18 protein-coding genes and 2 pseudogenes are annotated in these 19,787 nt (G+C 58.8%); 11 read left to right on the forward strand and 9 right to left on the reverse strand.

Annotated features, from left to right (window positions below):
- Positions 1-86 precede the first annotated feature (86 nt).
- On the forward strand, positions 87-347 hold the full coding sequence (locus ACVWY9_RS09265; RefSeq protein WP_457388160.1) for a hypothetical protein: 261 nt from the start codon (positions 87-89) through the stop codon (positions 345-347).
- Complete coding sequence (locus ACVWY9_RS09270; protein WP_457388161.1) at positions 344-1,114, forward strand: adenosylcobinamide-GDP ribazoletransferase; 771 nt, start codon at positions 344-346, stop codon at positions 1,112-1,114. Before ACVWY9_RS09265 ends, ACVWY9_RS09270 begins: the two co-directional genes overlap by 4 nt.
- A gap of 44 nt (positions 1,115-1,158) precedes the next feature.
- Here the strand turns inward: ACVWY9_RS09270 and ACVWY9_RS09275 are convergent.
- Positions 1,159-1,342, reverse strand: a pseudogene (locus ACVWY9_RS09275) (hypothetical protein); the annotation flags it as partial.
- A gap of 50 nt (positions 1,343-1,392) precedes the next feature.
- Between ACVWY9_RS09275 and ACVWY9_RS09280 the strand changes: the two are divergent.
- Entirely contained in the window at positions 1,393-1,851 is a 459-nt protein-coding gene (locus ACVWY9_RS09280; RefSeq protein ID WP_414330989.1) for a molybdenum cofactor biosynthesis protein MoaE, read from the forward strand.
- Positions 1,852-1,857: 6 nt separating this feature from the next.
- Here ACVWY9_RS09280 and ACVWY9_RS09285 read toward each other — a convergent pair whose 3' ends face one another.
- Both ACVWY9_RS09285 and ACVWY9_RS09290 read right to left on the reverse strand, forming a co-directional pair.
- Positions 1,858-2,790: a bifunctional riboflavin kinase/FAD synthetase gene (locus ACVWY9_RS09285; RefSeq protein WP_414384440.1), complete on the reverse strand. Its 933-nt coding sequence runs from the start codon at positions 2,788-2,790 to the stop codon at positions 1,858-1,860.
- A 33-nt stretch (positions 2,791-2,823) separates the two neighbouring features.
- Complete coding sequence (locus ACVWY9_RS09290) at positions 2,824-3,309, reverse strand: CGLD27 family protein (RefSeq protein ID WP_011433781.1); 486 nt, start codon at positions 3,307-3,309, stop codon at positions 2,824-2,826.
- Between the two features lie 184 nt (positions 3,310-3,493).
- Between ACVWY9_RS09290 and ACVWY9_RS09295 the strand changes: the two genes are divergently transcribed.
- Positions 3,494-4,510 carry an FHA domain-containing protein gene (locus ACVWY9_RS09295; protein WP_457388162.1) on the forward strand — a complete coding sequence of 339 codons (1,017 nt, stop codon included), beginning with the start codon at positions 3,494-3,496 and terminating at the stop codon, positions 4,508-4,510.
- Positions 4,511-4,624: 114 nt separating this feature from the next.
- Positions 4,625-5,062, forward strand: a complete 438-nt coding sequence (hpxZ, locus tag ACVWY9_RS09300; RefSeq protein WP_457388163.1) for an oxalurate catabolism protein HpxZ — start codon at positions 4,625-4,627, stop codon at positions 5,060-5,062.
- On the opposite strand, the gene ACVWY9_RS09305 is transcribed toward hpxZ, so the two are convergent.
- The gene (locus ACVWY9_RS09305) at positions 5,014-6,126 is read right to left on the reverse strand and encodes an ATP-dependent 6-phosphofructokinase (RefSeq protein WP_414344504.1); all 1,113 of its coding nucleotides are present in this window, start codon (positions 6,124-6,126) and stop codon (positions 5,014-5,016) included. The genes hpxZ and ACVWY9_RS09305 overlap by 49 nt on opposite strands.
- Before the next feature lie 481 nt (positions 6,127-6,607).
- Here ACVWY9_RS09305 and ACVWY9_RS09310 point away from each other — a divergent pair, with 481 nt between their 5' ends.
- Positions 6,608-6,967, forward strand: a complete 360-nt coding sequence (locus tag ACVWY9_RS09310) for a pentapeptide repeat-containing protein (RefSeq protein ID WP_457388164.1) — start codon at positions 6,608-6,610, stop codon at positions 6,965-6,967.
- A gap of 29 nt (positions 6,968-6,996) precedes the next feature.
- Here the strand turns inward: ACVWY9_RS09310 and coaD are convergent, their stop codons facing one another.
- The 4 genes from coaD to bchB all read right to left on the reverse strand — a co-directional run bounded on the left by coaD (position 6,997) and on the right by bchB (position 10,485).
- Complete coding sequence (gene coaD, locus ACVWY9_RS09315) at positions 6,997-7,476, reverse strand: pantetheine-phosphate adenylyltransferase (protein ID WP_011433776.1); 480 nt, start codon at positions 7,474-7,476, stop codon at positions 6,997-6,999.
- A gap of 20 nt (positions 7,477-7,496) precedes the next feature.
- Positions 7,497-7,832 (reverse strand): divalent-cation tolerance protein CutA, encoded by a 336-nt coding sequence (cutA, locus tag ACVWY9_RS09320; RefSeq protein ID WP_457388165.1) that lies wholly within the window; start codon positions 7,830-7,832, stop codon positions 7,497-7,499.
- A 61-nt stretch (positions 7,833-7,893) separates the two neighbouring features.
- Positions 7,894-8,898: a UDP-glucose 4-epimerase GalE gene (galE, locus tag ACVWY9_RS09325; protein WP_457388166.1), complete on the reverse strand. Its 1,005-nt coding sequence runs from the start codon at positions 8,896-8,898 to the stop codon at positions 7,894-7,896.
- Between the two features lie 54 nt (positions 8,899-8,952).
- Positions 8,953-10,485 carry a ferredoxin:protochlorophyllide reductase (ATP-dependent) subunit B gene (bchB, locus tag ACVWY9_RS09330; RefSeq protein WP_457388167.1) on the reverse strand — a complete coding sequence of 511 codons (1,533 nt, stop codon included), beginning with the start codon at positions 10,483-10,485 and terminating at the stop codon, positions 8,953-8,955.
- 709 nt (positions 10,486-11,194) lie between these two features.
- Between bchB and ACVWY9_RS09335 the strand changes: the two are divergent.
- A pseudogene (locus tag ACVWY9_RS09335) lies at positions 11,195-11,440 on the forward strand (Mo-dependent nitrogenase C-terminal domain-containing protein); the annotation flags it as partial.
- Between the two features lie 80 nt (positions 11,441-11,520).
- Here the strand turns inward: ACVWY9_RS09335 and ACVWY9_RS09340 are convergent.
- Positions 11,521-16,353, reverse strand: a complete 4,833-nt coding sequence (locus ACVWY9_RS09340) for a translocation/assembly module TamB domain-containing protein (protein ID WP_457388168.1) — start codon at positions 16,351-16,353, stop codon at positions 11,521-11,523.
- Positions 16,354-16,649: 296 nt separating this feature from the next.
- On the opposite strand from ACVWY9_RS09340, the gene ACVWY9_RS09345 reads away from it, so the two are divergent.
- The 4 genes from ACVWY9_RS09345 (at position 16,650) to ACVWY9_RS09360 (ending at position 19,590) form a co-directional block, all read left to right on the forward strand.
- Entirely contained in the window at positions 16,650-17,063 is a 414-nt protein-coding gene (locus ACVWY9_RS09345) for an STAS domain-containing protein (RefSeq protein WP_414357994.1), read from the forward strand.
- A gap of 12 nt (positions 17,064-17,075) precedes the next feature.
- The gene (locus ACVWY9_RS09350) at positions 17,076-17,831 is read left to right on the forward strand and encodes a precorrin-2 C(20)-methyltransferase (RefSeq protein ID WP_414406588.1); all 756 of its coding nucleotides are present in this window, start codon (positions 17,076-17,078) and stop codon (positions 17,829-17,831) included.
- An 825-nt stretch (positions 17,832-18,656) separates the two neighbouring features.
- Positions 18,657-18,815: a hypothetical protein gene (locus ACVWY9_RS09355; RefSeq protein WP_414329361.1), complete on the forward strand. Its 159-nt coding sequence runs from the start codon at positions 18,657-18,659 to the stop codon at positions 18,813-18,815.
- Positions 18,816-19,080: 265 nt separating this feature from the next.
- A complete protein-coding gene (locus ACVWY9_RS09360) occupies positions 19,081-19,590 on the forward strand; it encodes a GNAT family N-acetyltransferase (RefSeq protein ID WP_414350038.1) in 510 nt (169 codons plus the stop codon).
- The last annotated feature ends 197 nt before the right edge of the window (positions 19,591-19,787 follow it).

Raw genomic sequence — 19,787 nt, forward strand, 5'->3', positions numbered from 1 at the left:
GACTCCGTCCCGCTAACGCGAATGGAAACAAACAGAATGCTATCGCTGCATAGTTGAACAGTGATGTTCAGCAGTGTTCAGCGTAAATGTATCAGGATCTTCAGCATGAACTCGAACCAGACTCCGCGGATCCCAGTCTTTCTGAAAAAGCAGCCCTCTTTCTGGTGTTGGCCGCGGTGGGCGCCATCGGAGCTTTGGTGGCCAAGCTCACCATTGTCAAGCTCACCATTGTGGTGGGGCGCACCGTTCGCAAGGATTCCTATTTTCTCTCCCAGAGGGCTGGATTGGCGGATCCCTTTACACAGACTCAAGGACTGAGCGATTGCGGCGCTTCTGGGCAGCCTTGACTTTCTACACGGCCCTGCCTCTGGGGTGGGTCGGAGACTTGCCGTTTGAGGGCATTGCCGCCTGGCTGCCAGGGGTAGGTGTGTTGCTGGGCGGGATCCTCTCCCTGGCTGGGATCCTGCTGCAGATTTTCCCCAATCCGGTGCGGGCCGCTTTGCTCTTGGCCCTGTGGGTTCTCTTGACCGGTGGGCTGCACCTGGACGGGGTGGCCGATACTGCCGATGGCTTGGCGATCAATGTCCACAAGCCTCCCCACACAGGGGATCCGCAACCGGCAGCCCAGGCAGACCCGGAGGGATCCCGCCGCCTGCAGGTGATGAGCGATAGCCACACCGGGGCCTATGGGGTACTGGCCTTGGTGCTGCTGCTGCTGCTGAAATTTGCTGCCCTGAGCAGCGTTCGAGCTTGGCCCCTCTTGCTGCTGGTGCCCGCCTGGGGGCGTTGGGGCCAGTTGCTCGCCATTGCCCTGTACCCCTATCTGCGCGAGCAGGGATCCGCCCGCTTCCTCAAAGACTCCACTTCCTTGCCGGGATCCCTGTGGCCGGGCACTCTGCTTGTGCTGGCCATCACCGGGGGGTTGGGCTGGGCTGGGATCTTGGCTTGGCCCCCTTTGCTGCTCTGGACGCTGGGATCCGCCCTGGGGGCTTGGGCCGTGGGCTACTGGATCTACCGCCAGTTGGGAGGACACACGGGCGATACCTACGGAGCTACGGTGGAATGGTCAGAAGCGATAGCATTGCTGTGGGGATCCCTTATTGGGCCATCATGAATCTGATACATTTACGCTGAACACTGCTGAACATCACTGTTCAACTATGCAGCGATAGCATTCTGTTTGTTTCCAACCAGAATGGCGGTATCCCGCAAAGCTTTGAGTAGAATACCCAAAGCGCAGTTTCCGTGTCGTCTTACTACCAATTTTCTGCTTTGCTTTGGCTACCATGTTGGCAGACTCGAAAGTAAACAGAAAGATCAACTGGTAGTAATCCGTACTGAACATATTATACATTATTTTCAGTATAGTTGAGCTTATTATTGACTAGAGTCATGCTCCTGACCGTCCTGAAGACTTCCTTCCAGATTACCCTGGCTCCCCTGTCCATCGACCGTGTCCACCAAGAGGCCTCCCATCCGGGCAATGGAGCTGTGGTGGTGATGAGCGGTACCGTTCGAGACAACACCAATGGCCGCCCTGTCGATTACCTGGAATACCAAGCCTACGAGCCCATGGCTCTGAAGGTCTTCGCCGATATTGCCCGACAAATTCAGCAGCGCTGGCCAGATGCCAACAGTGTGGTCATCCACCACCGCATCGGCAAGCTGCGCATTGGCGAGATCAGCGTCTTGGTGGCGGTGGGCACCCCTCATCGGGCCGAGGGGTTTGCTGCCTGCCAATTTGCCATCGACACCCTCAAGCACAACGCCCCCATCTGGAAAAAAGAATACTGGCGAGATGGCACCAGCGCCTGGGTGAGCCTTGGCGCTTGCGAGCTCTCTTCGGCATAGATCCCCCTACACCATACCCACTTGCTCAGCCAAACCCAATTGCTGGCGGGCTGTTTGGCAATCTTGCTGAATTTGCTGAATCAAATCTGCCACCGTGGGAAATCTCCGCTCTGGGCGGATAAAGCCCCGTAGCGCCACCCGCACCTCTTGCCCGTAGAGATCTCCTGTCCAATCCAATAGATGCACCTCGACGGTGTGCTGTAAACCGGCAAAGGTGGGCCGATGGCCAATGTTCATCACCCCAGGTAGAGCTGCCGCAGCAGCAGGCACATCCACCCAAACGCTGTACACCCCATCGCGGGGCAAAAACTTCTCCGGAGGCAAGCGGAGGTTGGCGGTGGGAAAGCCCAGTTGTCGGCCCCGCTGATCCCCTTGCACCACCTCTCCCATCAGACGATAGGGGCGACCCAAGAGCGCTTCGGCAGTGGACACCTCCCCGGTCGCCAAGGCAGCTCGAATGCGAGAGCTGCTCACCCGTTCCCCGTTCAGTTTCGCCTCCGGGATCACCTCCACCGGAATGCAGCGCTCGGATCCCCAAGCCTGGAGCGTTTGGGCGTTGCCGGAGCGACGGTGACCAAAGCAAAAATCCCAACCGACGCTGAGATGGCGAACGCGCAGGCCCTGTTCAAGTACCGTTTGGATAAACTCTTGGGGGGGCTGGCAGGCAAATGCAGGGGTGAAGGGGAGCAGTACCACCTGCTCAAAGCCCATTTGCGCCAACAGATCCAGCTTTTCGGCAGGGGGAGTGAGCAACAGCTGAGGCCGCCTCGTCAAGACTTCCTGGGGATGGGGATGAAAGGTGAGGACAGTACGTACCCCCTGAAGAGAATCTCGAATCGGCTGCAGCACCTTCTGATGGCCCAGATGCAAGCCATCGAAGTTCCCGATGGCCACAGCGGTGGGTCGCAAGGTTTGAGCCAGATCAGAAGTGATGTGCACTGTCCGGGATCCTAAAAACAGCCAACCAACTGCCTACCCCAGAGGCCACAGCAGGGCCACCAACCCACTCAAGCCCACTACGCCCCACAAGCTCCGTCGCAGGCGCTGCAACACAGGATCAATCTGATACCTGACAATCAGCCGATGCTGAGCCAGCTCCTCTTCTGACTTGGCATACATCGCCCCATCGTACCAGCCACTTTCTTCATAGGGAATCTGGGCTTGTACCAAGCGCCGCCGCACATAAGCCCATCCCAAGTAGAGATGGAGCAACACCAGGCCGAGCAAGACATTGGCCCCCAGCACCGACCCAGAGACAAAGTGGCCCCAATCTCCGGCAAAGCTGCTCCAAACCAGCGGGGAAACCGCCAGCACAACAGCTCCCCAAACCCCAAAGATTCGTTTTAAGTAAGGGATCCACCCCAAAGCAGGCCAGGAAAAAGGAAAGGCTTCCCTCAGCTCTGCATATTGCCGGAGCGGCTGTTGCTCAGCGGGAATGGGATGGGAGGGATCCAGCATAGACCTTAACGTATCTACACAAAATGATATCGGTCGGGTTGGCCCCCCGCCAAGCCCATCCTCAGACCTCCATCTCTCGACGAAGACAGCCTAGAAATCCAGCCCAGGCATCTTCCCGATCAACCGAAGGGGAGCGGGGTATCGTATTTATTGAAGTGTGGTCGCGTCTACAACTTATCCCATCATGAGCGTCACGAGCGAATCTGCCGCCACTGCCGCACCCTATGTAGTCTTAAAAGAGCCGGATGGCAGCCAAAGAAAACACGTTCTCTCGGGAGCGACCGCTTGGACCCTAGGCCGTGATGAGGACAACGCCATCGTCTTGAGCGATCCCAGCGTTTCCCGCCAACATGCCCTGCTGCAATACCTCGACAACAACAGCATCTATCTCATCGATCTGGGCAGCCGCAACGGCTCGTTTGTCAACAATCGCCGCGTCAGCATTCCCACCCTGCTGCAGGATGGGGATCACCTCACCCTTGGACAATCCCAGCTGGAGTTCCACAGCGGATCCCTGGCCAGCTCAGAACCCAGCCCCGCGGCCAAACCTTCGGACACCCTGGTTTTACAAACCCGCTGGCTGATCTCGGTGGCGGTGGTCGATGTGCGAGGGTACGGACAACTGACTCAACAACTGGACGAGCGCCTGCTTTCCCAGGTGATGGGCGATTGGTTCCGGCGGGGTGGGGATATCATTCAGCAGTACGGGGGCACTGTCGATAAATACATTGGCGATGCGATTATGGCCGTTTGGTTCCATGTGCCCCAAGCCAACACTGCTTCTCTGGGCACGGAAGTGCCGGGAATTCACCTCGATGTGAAGTCGGTTTTGCAGGCCATAGCGAAGCTGTTTCAAATGACCGAGCAGCTGAACGGTGAGTTTCCGCTGCCTTCTCCCATTCGTCTGGGGGCAGGGGTCAACACAGGCTCGGCAATCGTGCGCCAGGTGGGCAACAACACCCGCCAAGAATATACGGCTCTGGGAGATACGGTGAATTTGGCCTTTCGCATCGAGAGCGCTACCCGCACCCTCAACGCCGACCTGGCGATCAGCCAGGACACCTATACCTGCTTGGCCAAACAGCTGGGGCAGGCAGCCGCCTGCTTCTCCCATCAGGCTGTGGAGCTGAAGGGGTATGCCCACCGCCATCAGGTGTACTACTGCGATGTGCGGTCTTTGCAAGCCGTTCTCAGCCCCTAGATCCTAGAGATGTCTTGCCACACGATGGGATCCCGCTGTTCTTTTAGAACCTCCTGCTGCTCCTTGAGCCGATAAGATGGCAAGGCCCATCTCGACTGCACAAGAGCCTGGCCCATGACTCTGGTCAATCGCCCCGAGGTGGTGGCAGAGCTAACCGAACTCTACCATCAGTACGAAGCTGCCCTGACGAGCAATGATGTGCCCACCCTGAACCGCCTGTTTTGGGATGGCCCCCAGGTGGTGCGCTTTGGTGTGGGGGAAAATCTCTACGGGGGAGAGGAGATCAAGGCTTTTCGCCAACAGCGCCCTCCCACGAATTTGGCCCGCGAGATGCTGCGTTTGCAGGTGGTCACCTTTGGGGAAGATTGCGGCTCGGTCACCCTAGAGTTTCGCCGCCTGGTGAACGGGATCCCTCGCTTGGGCCGCCAAAGCCAGATGTGGTACAGGTTCCCCGATATCGGCTGGAAGATCGTCTCTGCCCACGTGTCCTTTTTGCCGGAAGATCAGGGGGAAATGCTGCGCAAAAGCTGCGGATCCACCTCGCCCACGTAGGTATTCAGCCCAATGGCCGTGGCGATCAAAGCCCCATCCACCTCCACCCGCCGATACTGGGAGATGGCCTCTGCCAGGGGCACATCCACCACCCGCCGATTTTGCCAGGCCACCATGCGGTCGTATTTGCCTTGGGCGATCAAGTCCACAGCAGCCACCCCAAAGGCTGCTCCCAGCAGGCGATCCAGAGGAGAAGGCGTACCTCCCCGCTGCAGGTGGCCCAAAACCATAACCCGCGTCTCGATGCCGGTGCGCAGGGCGATCTCGTTGCCGATGTAATGGCCGATGCCGCCGTAGAGAGACTGCCCCAGGCTGTTGGTGTAGGTCACCGGCTCCCCCGACTCGGTGCGAACCGCCTCTGCCACCACCACAATGCTGAAGTTATTGCCCCGCTCTTTGCGGTCGCGGATTCTTTTGCAGACATTCTCCAGCTTGTAGGGAATTTCCGGGATCAAAATCACATGCGCCCCCCCGGCAATGCCAGCGCTGATGGCAATGTGACCGGCATCCCGCCCCATCACCTCCATGACCATGACTCGGCTGTGGCTGATGGCCGTGTAGGTGAGCTGATCTAGAGCTTCCACAGCCACGCTCAAAGCCGTGTTGAACCCCACCGAGTACTCGGTGGCACCGACATCGTTGTCGATGGTCTTGGGGATCCCGACAAAGTTCCAATCCCCCTGCAGAGCCAGTTGCCGGAGAATGGCCAAGCTGCCATCCCCACCCACCCCAATGAGGGCATCCAACCCAAGCCGGTGGTAGCCGGTGATCACTTCTGCCGAGCGATCCACCAAGCTGCCGTCGGGCATAGGGTAGGCGAAGGGGTTGCCTTTGTTCACGGTACCCAAGATGGTGCCGCCGTAGCGCAAAATGCCGGAAACCCGCTTCACATCCAGCAGCTCCGCCTCCACCGGTCGAGCCATCAGTCCTGCCGTCGCATCTTTGATGCCATAAACTTCCATATCGTAGTCGCGGGCCCGCCGCACCACTGCTCGAATCACAGCGTTGAGGCCGCCACAATCGCCGCCACTGGTGAGGATCCCGATTCGCTTACGTTTGGGCATAGAGCTCTGGTTGGAGAAAGGTGAACATCCTGAACAGAGATATGGGTCTACATCGATTGCAGAGAATCCCTACTCGATACAAGCGACGGATGTGAGCCAGTCGATCATTATCCCGGTTCAGCCGGCCCTGGAGAAACACCTTCTGGTTGGGGGAGTGCTGAAAAAGAAGAAGTTGAGGGATCCATACAACCCAGCAAGATCAGGTCAGCCTGCGCTCCCGGTGGGGCTTGGAGTTGGCGATCAAGCCCAGCCGTTAAGTATTCTTCACAAAAAGAATTAAGAAACATTGCCGCACAAGCTGCCGATTGGGAAAGCCTTCGATATCTCTGAGGATAGATCTTTTCAATCAAAAAGACTTGGGGGCAACGATCCACTCAAAAACTGAAATCATTTGTTAGGCAGGGATGATCAAAACCTGGTCAACCCGATGATAGGGATGAGGATAGAAATAAGGCATCCAGTCTGATTTGGGAGCAGTACCATGACTCAAACCATTGCCCAGTGTGCTCTACAAGGGGCCTCAGAGTTGCTCAGCCGCTACCGGCAGGGAGAGCGCCATTTTCCCCAGTCCTGCTTGGAGTATGCCTTCTTGAGGGGGGCCGATCTGCGAGGGGCCAATCTCGAGGGATCCGATTTGCATGGGGCCAACCTGCGCTACGCCAACCTGCGGGGCAGCAATCTGGCAAAGGCCGACCTGCGCTGTGCCGACCTGCGCTATGCCGACCTTGAGGGAGCCTGCTTGGAAGGAGCCAATTTGAGTGGCTCCCTCTACAATCACAACACCTGTTTCCCGGTGGGGTTTGATCCGGTGACGGCAGGGATGCAGCCCTTTGAATTTTGATTGGGGAAGGAGAGGGGATCCCTGAGCCCTCAGGCCAAGGGAAAGCGCTCCCGCAAATCTCGAATCACCGGAGCGGGCACCAGATGATCGATGGGGCCGCCCAGCTTGGCGACCTCCTTCACCAGGCTGCTGCTGACAAAACTGTGCTCGCTGGCGGTGGCAAGGAACAAGGTTTCCAGTTCGGGAGCCAAAAGCTTGTTGGTGTGGGCCATTTGCAGCTCCACATCGAAGTCCGACAAGACTCGCAAGCCGCGCACGATCACCTTTGCCCCCCGTTGACGGGCGTAGGCCACCGTCAGACCTGAAAACGTATCAACCTCAACATTTTTGAGATGGGCCGTGGACAGGCTAATCTGGGCTTGCCGCTGCTCGGGGCTGAACAGAGGGGTTTTGTTGGGGTTTTTCAAGACGGCGACAATCACCTTAGAAAAGAGACGACTGGCTCGCTCGATAACATCGAGATGCCCAAGGGTAATGGGGTCAAAGCTGCCGGGGTAGAGGGCGATCATGGCCAACTGTGCACTATTCCCTAGCCTACCTGGTCTCGGGCCCAAGCCAAATAGGTTGTGCTCACTTGAGTGGCTGCCAGAGCCAGGATCTCGGGCTCAGCGTAGGGGTGCAGCTCTCGCAGCCGTTGTTCCAGGCGGGGGTAGGCAGTTGTGGGCAATTTGAGCAGGATGAGGAACTCGGCATCGGTCTCCAGGGATCCCTGCCAGCGATAGTAGGACGTGATCCCGGGCAAGACCTGGGCACAGGCCACATAACGTTCGGCCACCAGGGTATGGGCCAAGCGATGGGCCTCGGCTTCGGATCCCACTGTGGTCATGACAACCGCGAGGGTATCGGGTGTGGTCTTATCGTCCATGCGGGGCAGTGGTTAAGCAAGCGGTTCCTCCCTATCCTATCGCCCGCCAAGTTAGACGCTCCTAGCTCAACGGGGGCCTAGATTTGCCGAAATAGGGCCGCTTCTGGTGCCAGCGCCAGGCAGTTTGAATGATCTCGGCCAAGTCGGTGTAGAGAGGTTTCCAGTTGAGATCGCGAAGGATGGCGCCGGCATCGCCCACCAAGCGCGGGGGATCCCCAGGTCGACGTGCTCCCATTTGCACCGGGATCCGCTTTCCGGTCACGGCTGCTGCGGTGGCAATGACCTCTTTGACGGAAAAGCCTTGGCCATTGCCCAGGTTGTAGGCTGGTTGTATGGGCCGGCCAGAGGCCAGCGCTTCTATTGCCAACACGTGGGCTTGCGCCAGGTCGGTGACGTGAATGTAGTCGCGGATACAGGTGCCATCGGGGGTATCGTAGTCCTCTCCAAAGACCGTGATGTGGGGACGTTGGCCGCCGGCGACCTCCAACACCAAGGGGATCAAGTGGGTTTCCGGGTCGTGGGCCTCCCCAATTTCGCCATCGGGATCGGCTCCGGCGGCATTGAAGTAGCGCAGGCTAATGGATCGGATCCCGTGGGCAACCTGGAAATCTCGCAAGATCTGCTCCACCATCAGCTTGCTCTGGCCGTAGGGGTTGATGGGACGTTGCGGATGACTTTCGGGAATGGGAATCCGCTCTGGCACCCCATAAGTGGCACAGGTGCTGGAGAACACTATGTAAGGGATCCCGTGATCCCGCATGGCCTCCAACAAACTCAGGGATCCGGCCACATTGTTGCGGTAGTATTTGCCGGGATCCTTCACCGACTCGCCCACATAGGCATAGGCGGCAAAGTGAATCACCCCTTCCGGGCGATAGTGTTGGATGACTTGATCAAGCCGCTGGCGGTCGGCAAGATCCCCAATCTCCAACGGCCCCCAGCGAACTGCCCAGGGGTGCCCGTAAACCAAGTTGTCGTAAGCAATGGGGAGATGGCCAGAGGCCGCCAGAGCTTTGCAAGTGTGGCTGCCGATGTAGCCCGCCCCGCCGGTAACCAGGAGACGCATACGCCAGCTTAGATAGGGATCGCACACAGGATAAAGGCTGCCGACGGGATCCCTTCAAGCTCCAAAAGCTTCTTTGGCGGCGTACATGACCTCCACACTGATCTCGGTCAAGCCTCGTTCGCGGGCAAATTTTTCGGTGTTGCGTTTAACCTTGCCGCGCACAAAGCCGGGCACCTTGTTCAGCTCCGCCTGGGCTTCCCGCGTCCAGACGAGGTCGGAATCGGCGCTCAGGCTCTTGTGAATCACCTCCTTGGTGTCGTGGCCACCGAAGATCTCCAACAGGTGATCTTCCATGCCCAGGGTAAAGGAGTTGTAGATCAAATCCACAATTTGGTTGGCGCCCTCGTAGCCCAAAAAGGGCCGGTAGCCGATAGGGAAATCCTGCACGTGGATGGGGGCCGAGATGACCCCACAAGGGATCCGCAGCCGTTTGCCCACATGCCGCTCCATCTGGGTGCCGAAAATCGCGGCAGGTTCCGCCTGGGCAATGGCGTCCGCCACGCGGGTGTGGTCCTCGGTCATCAAGATCTGATCGCAATATTCCCCCACCTCTGCCTGGAACCACTCCCCATCGTAGGTGCAATAGCTGCCCGCCCACACCACGTGGATCCCCATCTCGCGGGCCAAGATCTTGGTGATGGCTGCCGCGTGGGTGGAATCCCCGAAGACCACCGCTTTTTTGCCGGTCAGGTTTTGGCAGTCGATGGAGCGGGAAAACCAGGCCGCTTGGGAAATGTGCAGGGTTTGCTCCTGGATGTAGGCTTCATAATCGACAGGGATCCCTTGCTCGTTTAGGATCTGCTGGATCTGGCGGATGAAGCGGGCCGTTTCCACCACCCCCATCGGGGTGATCTCAATGTAAGGCATGCCGAATTCCTGCTGCAGATAGCGAGCTGTCATCGGCCCCAGCTCCCGGTAGGGCACCACATTAAACCAAGCCCGCCCCAGGTGTTTGAGATCGTGGACACTGGCCCCTTGCGGGATCACCAGGTTGAGCTGGATCCCCAGATCCCGCAGCAGCACCTTCAGCTCCCGCAGATCATGGGCATTGTGAAACCCTAGGGTGGAAATGCCAAGGATGTTACAGGAAGGCCGCTCCGTCTTTTGGGGCGAGTCGTTCAGCTCCCCCTGTTTGCGAGCCTTGGTGATATAGAACTCCACAATCTGGTGCAGGGTGCGATCCGCTGCCTGCAATTCGTTAACCCGGTAGTGGTTGACATCTGCCAGCATTACGTCGCAGCGACTGGCCAACTGGGCCTGCCGGACAAAGTGATGCAGATCTTCCTGCAAAATGCTGGAAGTGCAGGTGGGGGTGACGACGATCAAATCCGGGTGCTCCTCCCCGTCTTTGCGGACGATGTTGCGAATCACCTTTTCGTCGGATCCCCGCGCCAACACCTGCCGGTCAACGACGCTGGTGGTTACCGGAGTAAAATCCCGCTCTCGCTCCAACATGGAACGCATCACGTTGAAATAGTCGTCTCCCAGAGGAGCGTGCATGATGCTGTGAACGTTTTTGAAGGAGCTGGCCACCCGCAGCGTGCCGATATGGGCAGGGCCAGCGTACATCCAATAGGCCAATTTCATGGGCAGCCTCTCAAGAAAGCCAGAGACAAAATCAAGGATCCCAACCCACCGCCGGATGTGCACCCGCTGGGAATCTCTCCTGGCATTGTAGAACGCTCAGCAGCCGGCATCCCTTGGCTGTTATCCTCCGTAACTCCCAACCGAGACGCTCCCAAGCCAAACTCGATCAAAAGAAAAACAACCCTGCCAAGGCAAGTGTGATTACGGGGATCCCTCTACTCCGCCCAAAGGGCTTGTTCCATCCTAGAAATAGGGGCGATGGATACCCATCTGGCCCCAAAGTTCAAGCTGAGGAACCTCAGGGATCGTGACAGGTGAATCGGCTAGCAGGCAAGAGCAGAGGAGTTTTTGTAGTTTTCGTTACATGTTAACTTTTGGAGACAAAACATGTAGCTCTACAACGTTGAGCAGAGATTCTTGTTTACAGAAGCAAGCTTTCCGTTGGAGAAGGCAGACTAACAGAGGGAAGAGAGATGGCTAATGTTTCCCTGAATACAAGCTCGACACAGAGAATTGTCGATGGCTAGTAATTTTGCGCGCCGTAACCGACCAAAGGCTGCTGCTTCTTCAAAGGTTGAGGTGAAAGCTTATGGGTTCCACAACGATTTCTTGGCAACGTGCTCGCAAAGCTCCTCAGGAGCTGCCTGGTTCCATGACTTCTGTGCTTTTCAAGTCCACGGGTCGCCTGCGCGACTGGTTGCAGGCTCCGTTGCGTCCCATTCAATCGGCTATGGATAACTTTAGCATCCGCGATCCACGCTTGGCCCATTTCCTTTGCCAGTGGATCCCGGCCCGCTGCCCCTTTGAGCGAGATGTGGTGCTGTTTGGCCATAAGGTGATGCACATTCCGCCCATGTGTAAGCTCAACCCCCTCTACGACCAGGTGGCAGGGCTGCGCTTCCGGGCCTTGTCGTTTTTGGCGGAGCGAGGAGAAGACATTAGCCGTTACCTGTAAGGCAGCTTTTTCCACTAAATCTTTTTTCAAGGGATCCCTGGCCATCCAAAGCCTGCTGCCAAACTCCGGAGCGGATCCCATTAGAAGCGGGTCTCAAACTCGATGGAAATGACATTGTTGCCCTCGAGGTCGGTGCTGGCGCGGGTGAGGGTTTGCTCGTTGAGGCGGTAGCGGGCGCTGTAGCGGGTGGGCTGAAAGGGATCCGTTAGGTTGCGCTGCACCGAGATGGAAGTGGCTGGCCCCAGATCGCGGGCCACCTCCAGCGCTAGCCCTATCGAGGAGCGGTTGGCAGCGCGGGTATCGACCTGGGGGACGGGGCTAATGCGCACCTCGTCTAGGCCCAGGGTGTCCCGCAGCGTGTCCAGCACATCGTTGAGCAAGGCAGTTCCGGCCAGGCCGGCCACTCCCGCTTCGGGGTTGAGGCGGGCCAGAGCTGTGCCTCCCAGGAGGGCGACGATCTCTTCGGGGGAGCGGCTGGGGCTGCTGGAAAGGGCCAGAACCCCGTTGCGGGGATCCGCCTCAGCCAGCTGGCTGGCCCGCCCGTTGACCGTGGCGAAAATCTCGATGCTCTGCTGGGATCCCGGCAGGTTGCGGTTGGTGTCAAAGGGGGAGAGCTCTTGGGGAAAGCGATAGACCTCGATGGCCTGGGTCATCAAGCGCAGGTTCAGGAAGGGATCGAAGGGGTTGTCTAGGTCAAAAGTGGCGGTATTGGAGCGGGAGCGATCCAGGCGAAAGTTGGCAAGGGGCAGGTTGACGCGGCCTCGCTCTAGGGCAATGGTGCCCGCTGGGCGCAGATCCTGGGGAGTGCCAAACAGGCGCAAGGTGCCGGCAGCATTGAATTCAAACAGATTGGGACGCTGCACGCGGATCCCTGGCCCCAAGACCAGCTCCAGTCCGTTGAGCCGCGGCTGCCAGAAGGGATCCGGCGAAGTCGAGCCGGCGGCAGCTGTTGCGGCCTCAGGTTCTGCCCGGCGGGGGCTGACATCCACGATCCCTTGAGAAACCTCCAGCCGCCCCTCGAGCAAAGGTTGCAGAAGCAGCCCTCTGACAGCCACCTCGCCGTCCAGATGGCCAGTGTAGAGGTTGGGCAGGTTGAGCTGGATCCCTTGGAGTTGCAGAGTTAAGGGTGGCGAGGTTTCGTCCATCTGCAGGGCACCGCGAGAGTTGACGGGCAAAAAGCCTTCAGCCAAAAGGGATCCACCCCCCAACTGTCCCCGCAGCTCCTGGACTTGCAGCTGATTGAGGTTAAAGGCGATCTGGCCTGTGAGGTCGGTAATGGGCTCCGGCAGGGCTGCCAGCTTGAGGATCCCCGAGTTGACGCTCAAGTTCCCCTGCAGGCTGGGCTCTCGCAAGGTGCCGCGGATGGCCAGCTCCAGTTGGCTTTGGCCGCCTTCCCAGCGCACCTGGTCGGTGAAGAGGTTGATCAGGCGCAGACCGCCATGCTTGGCTTGCAGGGTGAGGTCGATCTGGTCGGATTCGGCCCGCACCTCGGCAAAGGGCAGGGTGTAGGGCACCAGGCCAAAGAGGCGAATGGGTTCGTCACCATTGGCCAGCAGGGCGCCGCCCAGGCGCAGCTGCCCCCGCTGGTAGTCAAATTGTCCTCCCACCTCCCGCAGGGGCACTTGGTTGATCTGGGCGTTGACCACTGTCAGGGATCCGCGGGCATGGGGATCCCGCAGGTTGCCGGCCAGCTCCACGTCCAGGTTGAGATCCCCCTGCAGCTCCAGCTCCTCTGGCAGGAAGCGGTCCAGCAAAGCCAGAGGCAATCCTTGGATTTGCAAGGATCCCGACTGTTCCTCTAGGCCCAGCTTGCCCACAAAAAGGGCTTGACGTTCGCCACTGCGCAACCGCAGCGGCTCCAACACCACTGCATCTCCAGCCAGGCTGCCCCTAGCAGTAAGGCTTTCAATGCCAAACTCCTCTGCCTGCCAATTCTGGCCCTCAAGGTAAAAGCTGACGCTAGGCCGGTTGAGGCTGCCGACCAGGCTAACGCTGGCTTGGAATTCCCCTCGCAGACTTGTGGGCGGCGGGAAAGTGCTCCGCACCGCTGACGCGAACAGCGGATCCATGCGGCTGGCCAAGGTCTCCAGGTGGACGGCCAAGGTCTGGGCATAGTACTCCAGCTGCTCCAGGAGAGGATGGTTGGGCAAACCAACCGGATCGGTCTCCAACACCGAGGCAGGGCCCAAGGGGGGCCGCCGGAAGCCGCGAGTGGTGATGTCTTGCCACTGCCGCCACTTAAAGGCAGAGACGATGTCTTCCAGGCGGCCCTGGCGGGTGCTGATCTCTAGGTTAATTTGAGGAACGGAAACCTCTGGAGTAGACTCCAAACCGCCCTGGAGGGGATCCGCCGGCAGCTCCAGGGTGCCGCTAGCGGTGTAGGTGCTCTCAAACAAATCCAGTTGAGCTTGGGCGATCTCTAGGCGAGGAGAACCATTACCAGCGTGGTAGTCGAAATCCACCGAAAAGCCCCGTACTTCGATCCCTCCCAACTGCAGATCCGCCACCGCAGCCCGTCCTTGGGCGGCGCCGCTTGCCAGGTCAACTGCCACCTCCCCCTCGAGGGTTCCCTGCAGACTGGCCCACGGCCCGGCAGCCACCCCCCCCAGCAAAGCCAGAGGCAACTGGTTCACTGCCACCTGGAGCTCCTCTTGCCGGCGTTGGCCGCGAATTTCCGCCTCGCCCCGCTGCACCTGAAACTGCAAAGGCTGAAACTGGGGATCCAACTGCAGCGCCAGTCGATCCCGCTTCCCCCGCAGATCCACTTCCGTCCCCTGAACAGACCCCTGAAAGGGCCCGGCCAAGTCTTCAAAGGCCACATCTCCCACCTGCAAGCCCCGCAACTGCGCCTTGCCAGTCACCTGCAAGGTGTCCAGAGGTCCGCGGATCTGGCCGGATCCCTGCAGCACTCCTTTCACCAGCGGCGGCAGGCCGGGTACTTCTGCCAGCGTAATCCCGTCGGTGGTAAAGCTCAGATCCAGGGATCCCACCTGCAGGGTTTGAGGATCCACCGGGATCCGCCCCCGTATGCCGGCCAGCCGAGTTGCGTCGGCCAAGATCTCACCTTCTTGGATCACTAGGCCCGCCCCATCCCAGGCCACCTGGCCCCTTGCCTCTCCCAAAGGCTGCGACAGGATCACCGAGCCCTGCGCCCGCAGCGCCCCAAAAAAGCCCAGCTCCAGCGCCCCAAAAAAGCCCAGCTCCGACACCTCAGCCGTGTTCACCTGCGCCGTCAGCTCGCCAGAGAGGGATCCCGGCCATTGGGGGTTGAAAAAGGCCAGCGGCACCTCCTGAGGAGCCAACTGCGTCTGGAGCTGTCCCCCCGCCCACCGCCCCGCCACCGCCACCCGGCCTCCGCCCACGTCCAGCACCGCCTGCGGCACCTGCACCACCCAGTCCCGACCCTCCGGCAAAACCTGCAGCTGCCCTCTTCCGGCGATCTCTCCCCCTTGGGTTGCCCAGGTGGCCTCCGCCCGCGGTTGGGATCCCGTCAGCGCCACCTGCACTTGAGCGGAAACCGGCCCCACCCAAGGAAGAGCGCCCCGGCGGGGCAGGTTGAGGCCGTAAAGGGCCAGCACCTGCTCCACGTCGGCTCCGCTGACTTGAAGATCGAACTGGCCTGCCAAGCCGGCAGCCCATTGCAGCTGGCCGGAGCCTTGGATGCGACCCCCTGCAGTCTTGAGGTCAATTGCTTCCAAGGCCAAGGTTTGATCCGCAAAGCGGAAGCCAAAGGCATACTCCGACACCGGCAGGCGATCCACCTGCCCCGGCGAAAGCCCCCGCAACTGTCCCCGGATCTGCGGCTGATCCAAGGCTCCAGTGACCGCTACGGATCCCCCTACCACCCCCTCCACCGCCACCGGCAGGCCAAAGGCAAACGTCTCTTGGATCTGCTGCAGGCGGGCCGGCGCTACTTCCGCCTGCAAACCAAACCCCTGTCCTTGCTCCCAGACCACCGGGCCTTTTAGCTCGGCAAAGGAAAGCTGACCAAAGCGACCGCTCACCCCCTCCAGATCCAACCCCTGCAAGGTAAAGCGAACGGAGCCCTTCACCTCTTCAAAAGGATGGGGCAACCTCTCCAGATCCAGCCGAGCCTGTTGAACCTGGGCCTGCCCCGTCAACTCCAGCGGTTGATCCCGCCGCCAGAGCACCTGGAGATCCAAGCCAGTTTCCCCCTGCACCTCCGCAAAAGGGGCCGCCGGCACCACACTGGGCAAGAGATCCAAAGGCAGACGAGCCGCAGAAAGCGTCACCGAACCGGAAGCCTGGGCAAAATCCGCCACCCCCCTGAGCTGCAGGGGGTACCCCCCCTCCCCTTCCCGAGGGAGCAACCGTGCCGTCGCCTGGAAACTGGCCCGCCCCCCGAAAAGATCCTCCTCTCCTGGCGGGGCATTGTGAGTCAGCCACACCTGCACCTGGCCCTGCAGCCGATCAAACTGGCGTCGCTCCCCCACCAAAGGGATGGCCGTCAGGGATCCCTGGCGCAAACGGATGTTCAGCCCATGCAAGGGCAGGGATCCCTCCCCTTCGGGCAGTTGAAACTGCACATCCGCCCAGCCGCGATCCAGCGTTTCCATCAGCAGCAGTTGCGGCTGGTTTAGGGTAACATTCAGCACCCGTTCCCCCGTCCGCAGCCAAGTCCAGAAATCAGGGCTGAGGTCGATGGAGCCGATACTGGCCAGATGTTCAACGCGGCTTTCTCCCAAGCTCACCTGCCAGGGGGCCAGAAACCTCACCTCCCCCAATTCCACGCGCCGGCGCATCGCTTGCGAGAGGGTTGCTTCCACCTGCGGCAGCACGTGATCTTGAAGGTAGATCCCTGTTCCCCAGGCGGCACCAAAGGCGGCAGCCGTCAAGCCCAAACCCACCCCAGCTAGAGTGATGGGGGAAAGGTTGAATCGTTGCTGCTGCATCTTTGGATCTTGGTGATCCTCTCCCAACCGCCTACCCCTTAAAAACCTGACAGGCTGCCAAAAGCCATTCGTGCACTGCGGGCCGACCTTGCCGGCACAGTTGCCCCCATCCTACCCAAGGAGTCCTGGCTTGCCACGAGGGAACAGAAAGAAGAGATCCCTGCTCCCAGGCGTAATTCCCCCGAAGACCCCGCGGAAAAATACCGTCTCCCGCGGAGAACGGGGATGCTAAGCTATCTCCACACCCGAGATTGAACCCACCTTGGGGCCTCTCTCAGGTGTTCCCTTCTGTCGAGATGGTTGAAAGGAGAAGAGCCATTCCGGAACCCCTATCTCTGACGGTCAGCTTGCGCGGCAGCCACGAAGCGCTGGAAAACTGCCAGGTCTTTCACCTGACCGGCCTTCTGGATGCCTTTTCCGAGCCGGTCTTTGTTAAGGTGGTCACCAAATACCTGGAAGAGGGATCCCCTAACCTGATCCTGGATTTGACAGGGATCGACTTCATCGACAGCTCTGGCGTCGGCGCCCTGGTGCAATTGGCCAAGCTGGTGCAGAGCCGTGCGGGTGTCTTTCAGGTGGTGAGCAATCCCCGCATCACCCAAACGGTGAAGCTGGTGCGCCTGGAGAAGTTCCTGTCTTTGCGCAACTCCTTGCAGGAAGCCTTGGATCGCCTGAAGGAAGGAAGTACGGGCAGTACAGAGACCGCCTGATACGTAATAAGTATGGGTCTGGGAACCTTTTGGGGGATCAGTGCTGGAGCAGGGGATCCCGACTGGATAACGGTCAAAGCAGCCCGCATCCTCAGCACGGTCAACTGGGTGGCCTGTCCCCAAAATGCCGCCGGCCAGCCGGGCCTGGCCTATCAGATTGTGCGCCCTTGGCTGCGACCGGAACAAACCCTCTTGCCGCTTCGCCTGCCCTTTGTCACCCAGCCGGAAGTCCTACAAGCTGCCTGGCGAGTGGCTGCCCAGCAACTAGCCCCACTCCTAGAAAGGGGAGAAGATGTCGCCTTCATCTGTGAGGGAGACGTGGGCCTCTACAGCACCTTCGCCTACGTGGCCCAAGCCCTGCGGCAGCGGATCCCCGCCTTGCCCATCCAGGCCATACCGGGGGTGTGCTCTCCCTTAGCCGCTGCTGCTGCCCTGGGATCCCCCTTGGTGCTCGGCTCCGAGAAATTGGCGATTTTACCGGCTCTGTTTGCCCTCTCGGAACTGGAGCAGGCTTGTGCCTGGGCTGAGGTAGTCGTCCTCATGAAAGTGGCCTCTGTCTACCCTCAGGTTTGGCAGTGGCTGGCCGAAAGAGGTTGGCTGCAACAAGCCAGCTTGGTGGTCTGGGCCGGCTGGCCCCAGCAAACCCTCTTCCCCACCCTGGAAGGACTGGCCGACTACCAGCCCCCCTACTTTTCCCTGCTGATCCTGCGTTCTCGGCCCCGAAATCAAGATTCTCTTAACCTGGAAAACGAGCTACAGCTGGAATGAGTTTTCTAGGATAGGGAATGAGTTCCTTCCGGCGATTAAGCCCGAAGCAGGGGTTGGTCGTTGTTTTTTTGCGTTTATTTCTGTTTAGCTCAAGGCTCGCGCCGAGCCAGCTTGTTTCCCCAAAAAATCAGGTGTCCTGTGACGGAAAGAGGCTGAGGAATCCGAATCCAGAATGCTGGGATCCCTCATTGACCTGAACCAAAAAGAGATGAAAAGACCAAGTTAAAGGAATGATCCAGCCTGTTAAGAATGGTTGCCGCCCTTGGTGGAGAGATCGGCTATAGGTTAGATTATGGATGTAGTGATTCAGGCGAGGAGGATAATATCTCATCCCCATCTCAAATGCGAGGCACCGCTTCTCGATTGAATCAAATCCAAAATTCAAGTCCAAAATTCTCTGTCGGTCAACGCTTTGATCCAAGCTTCCGATCCGTTGCTTCGGCAGACTCTCCTGAGAAGTGGTTGTCTCGCTCAGCAGAGCACCTGGTACCTACGACAGGTTTTCCTCAAAGCAGAACAAGGGAGTTAGGCAGATAGCAGTTGGGCTTGCTGCACAAGCCACTGGGAAAGTGAGAGAGCGCTCTAGGTGTTCCTCAAATAATCCTCAAATAAAAGTGGTTTTGCCAGATCAACAAGCTCAGCCGGCTATTTTGAGTCTCCATTCATGAGCGAGTCAGGGGGGGAAAATCGGTGATCAGGTTCAGGTGCTCTCAACCTACAAGCTCTGCGAGTCGGAACCAGCGCTCAGTGGGACAAGGACTGCGGGCTTTAGCAATTCGAGGTTCTCTCAGTTCATAGTTTCACTCTCACTTTCAGGAGGTTGCTATGTTTACCTTTCTCTCAAAGATTGCTAGAGCAATTATCCGCATATTTGCTCCTGCCAAGTCCGATCTGGTGGAAGTGGGTTACCAGCCCATCACGGATGATATCTATCGCATCAACGGCTCAGCCTGCCATTTTAGCGATCTGGAGATCTCATCGTAAACCTCAGAGTCGGATTCTGGTGTCGGAGCGGCCACTGGCGCTGGCCTAGAAATTGGAAAAAAAGCTACAAGTTAAGACAACTGAATAAGTCTTAGTTAAGTCTTGGATGCGGTTAGTCCGCGTCGGCAGGGGTGGTTTTCCTCCCTGTGGCCAAGTTCTACCGGTTCAGTGGTGGCTCCCCGTGGGGGTCACCACTTATTGTTTTGTTGTTTGCAAGTTGTTTGGGAAAATAAGGAGAATGCTTGCGGTTGCCCTATCTCAACCTGTGTTGCCTTCCCCCGTAGTTTACCCAGCTACATCGAATGATCTGGATCCCTTGGCCGAAGTTCTAGCCCAGGTTTTTCATCCCCCCTCAGGTCTGCAACGCTGGATCTACCCAATTCGCAAGCTGGGCATTCGCGAAGAGTTGCGCCTCAGGCTGGCCGCAAGGGATCCCCACTACTGCTGTCTGGCAGCTGCGGTGGGATCCGAAGTGGTGGGCACTGCCGAGATCTCTTTGCGGGTCACAGCCCACGGGAAGTATCCCTACCTCTCCAACTTGGCGGTGCTGCCCGGCTGGCGGCGGCGAGGAATTGCTCGTCTGCTTTTGCTCAGTGCTGAAGGGGTGGCGAAAGGGTGGGGCTACCGCTGTTTGCATCTGCACGTATTGGAAGACAATCTCCCCGCGCGGCAACTGTACGCTCAACTGCGCTATACCCCCATCGAACGCACCTCTCAACTCTGGCGATGGTTGGGGATCCCTCCGCAGCTTTTGCTCTGCAAGTGGTTACCTTGAATTGGCAAAGGAATTGGCAAAGCGGCAACATTGAGCTGGCAGAGTGGAGATGCTTCCCACCCCGCCGGCTTGCTTCATGGTGGTGAGACGAGGTCCTGGACTCAGCTTTTATAAAGTTATGTAAACTAGAAATCGGGTTTTAGAGAGGTCCTAGAGTGGCAGTGAAGGAAGTGGGCAGAGTTTGGCGCTGGTTAAAC

The sequence above is a fragment of the Thermostichus sp. OS-CIW-31 genome, from assembly GCF_054060305.1.

Bases quoted from the DNA above. Each gene is read 5' to 3' on its own strand.
- cutA (WP_457388165.1), bottom strand. From the start codon at position 7,832: ATGGACGATAAGACCACACCCGATACCCTCGCGGTTGTCATGACCACA.
- ACVWY9_RS09290 (WP_011433781.1), bottom strand. From the start codon at position 3,309: ATGCTGGATCCCTCCCATCCCATTCCCGCTGAGCAACAGCCGCTCCGG.
- ACVWY9_RS09345 (WP_414357994.1), top strand. From the start codon at position 16,650: ATGGTTGAAAGGAGAAGAGCCATTCCGGAACCCCTATCTCTGACGGTC.
- ACVWY9_RS09355 (WP_414329361.1), top strand. From the start codon at position 18,657: ATGTTTACCTTTCTCTCAAAGATTGCTAGAGCAATTATCCGCATATTT.
- ACVWY9_RS09265 (WP_457388160.1), top strand. From the start codon at position 87: ATGTATCAGGATCTTCAGCATGAACTCGAACCAGACTCCGCGGATCCC.
- ACVWY9_RS09280 (WP_414330989.1), top strand. From the start codon at position 1,393: ATGCTCCTGACCGTCCTGAAGACTTCCTTCCAGATTACCCTGGCTCCC.
- coaD (WP_011433776.1), bottom strand. From the start codon at position 7,476: ATGATCGCCCTCTACCCCGGCAGCTTTGACCCCATTACCCTTGGGCAT.
- ACVWY9_RS09305 (WP_414344504.1), bottom strand. From the start codon at position 6,126: ATGCCCAAACGTAAGCGAATCGGGATCCTCACCAGTGGCGGCGATTGT.
- galE (WP_457388166.1), bottom strand. From the start codon at position 8,898: ATGCGTCTCCTGGTTACCGGCGGGGCGGGCTACATCGGCAGCCACACT.
- ACVWY9_RS09310 (WP_457388164.1), top strand. From the start codon at position 6,608: ATGACTCAAACCATTGCCCAGTGTGCTCTACAAGGGGCCTCAGAGTTG.
- ACVWY9_RS09295 (WP_457388162.1), top strand. From the start codon at position 3,494: ATGAGCGTCACGAGCGAATCTGCCGCCACTGCCGCACCCTATGTAGTC.
- ACVWY9_RS09350 (WP_414406588.1), top strand. From the start codon at position 17,076: ATGGGTCTGGGAACCTTTTGGGGGATCAGTGCTGGAGCAGGGGATCCC.
- bchB (WP_457388167.1), bottom strand. From the start codon at position 10,485: ATGAAATTGGCCTATTGGATGTACGCTGGCCCTGCCCATATCGGCACG.
- hpxZ (WP_457388163.1), top strand. From the start codon at position 4,625: ATGACTCTGGTCAATCGCCCCGAGGTGGTGGCAGAGCTAACCGAACTC.
- ACVWY9_RS09340 (WP_457388168.1), bottom strand. From the start codon at position 16,353: ATGCAGCAGCAACGATTCAACCTTTCCCCCATCACTCTAGCTGGGGTG.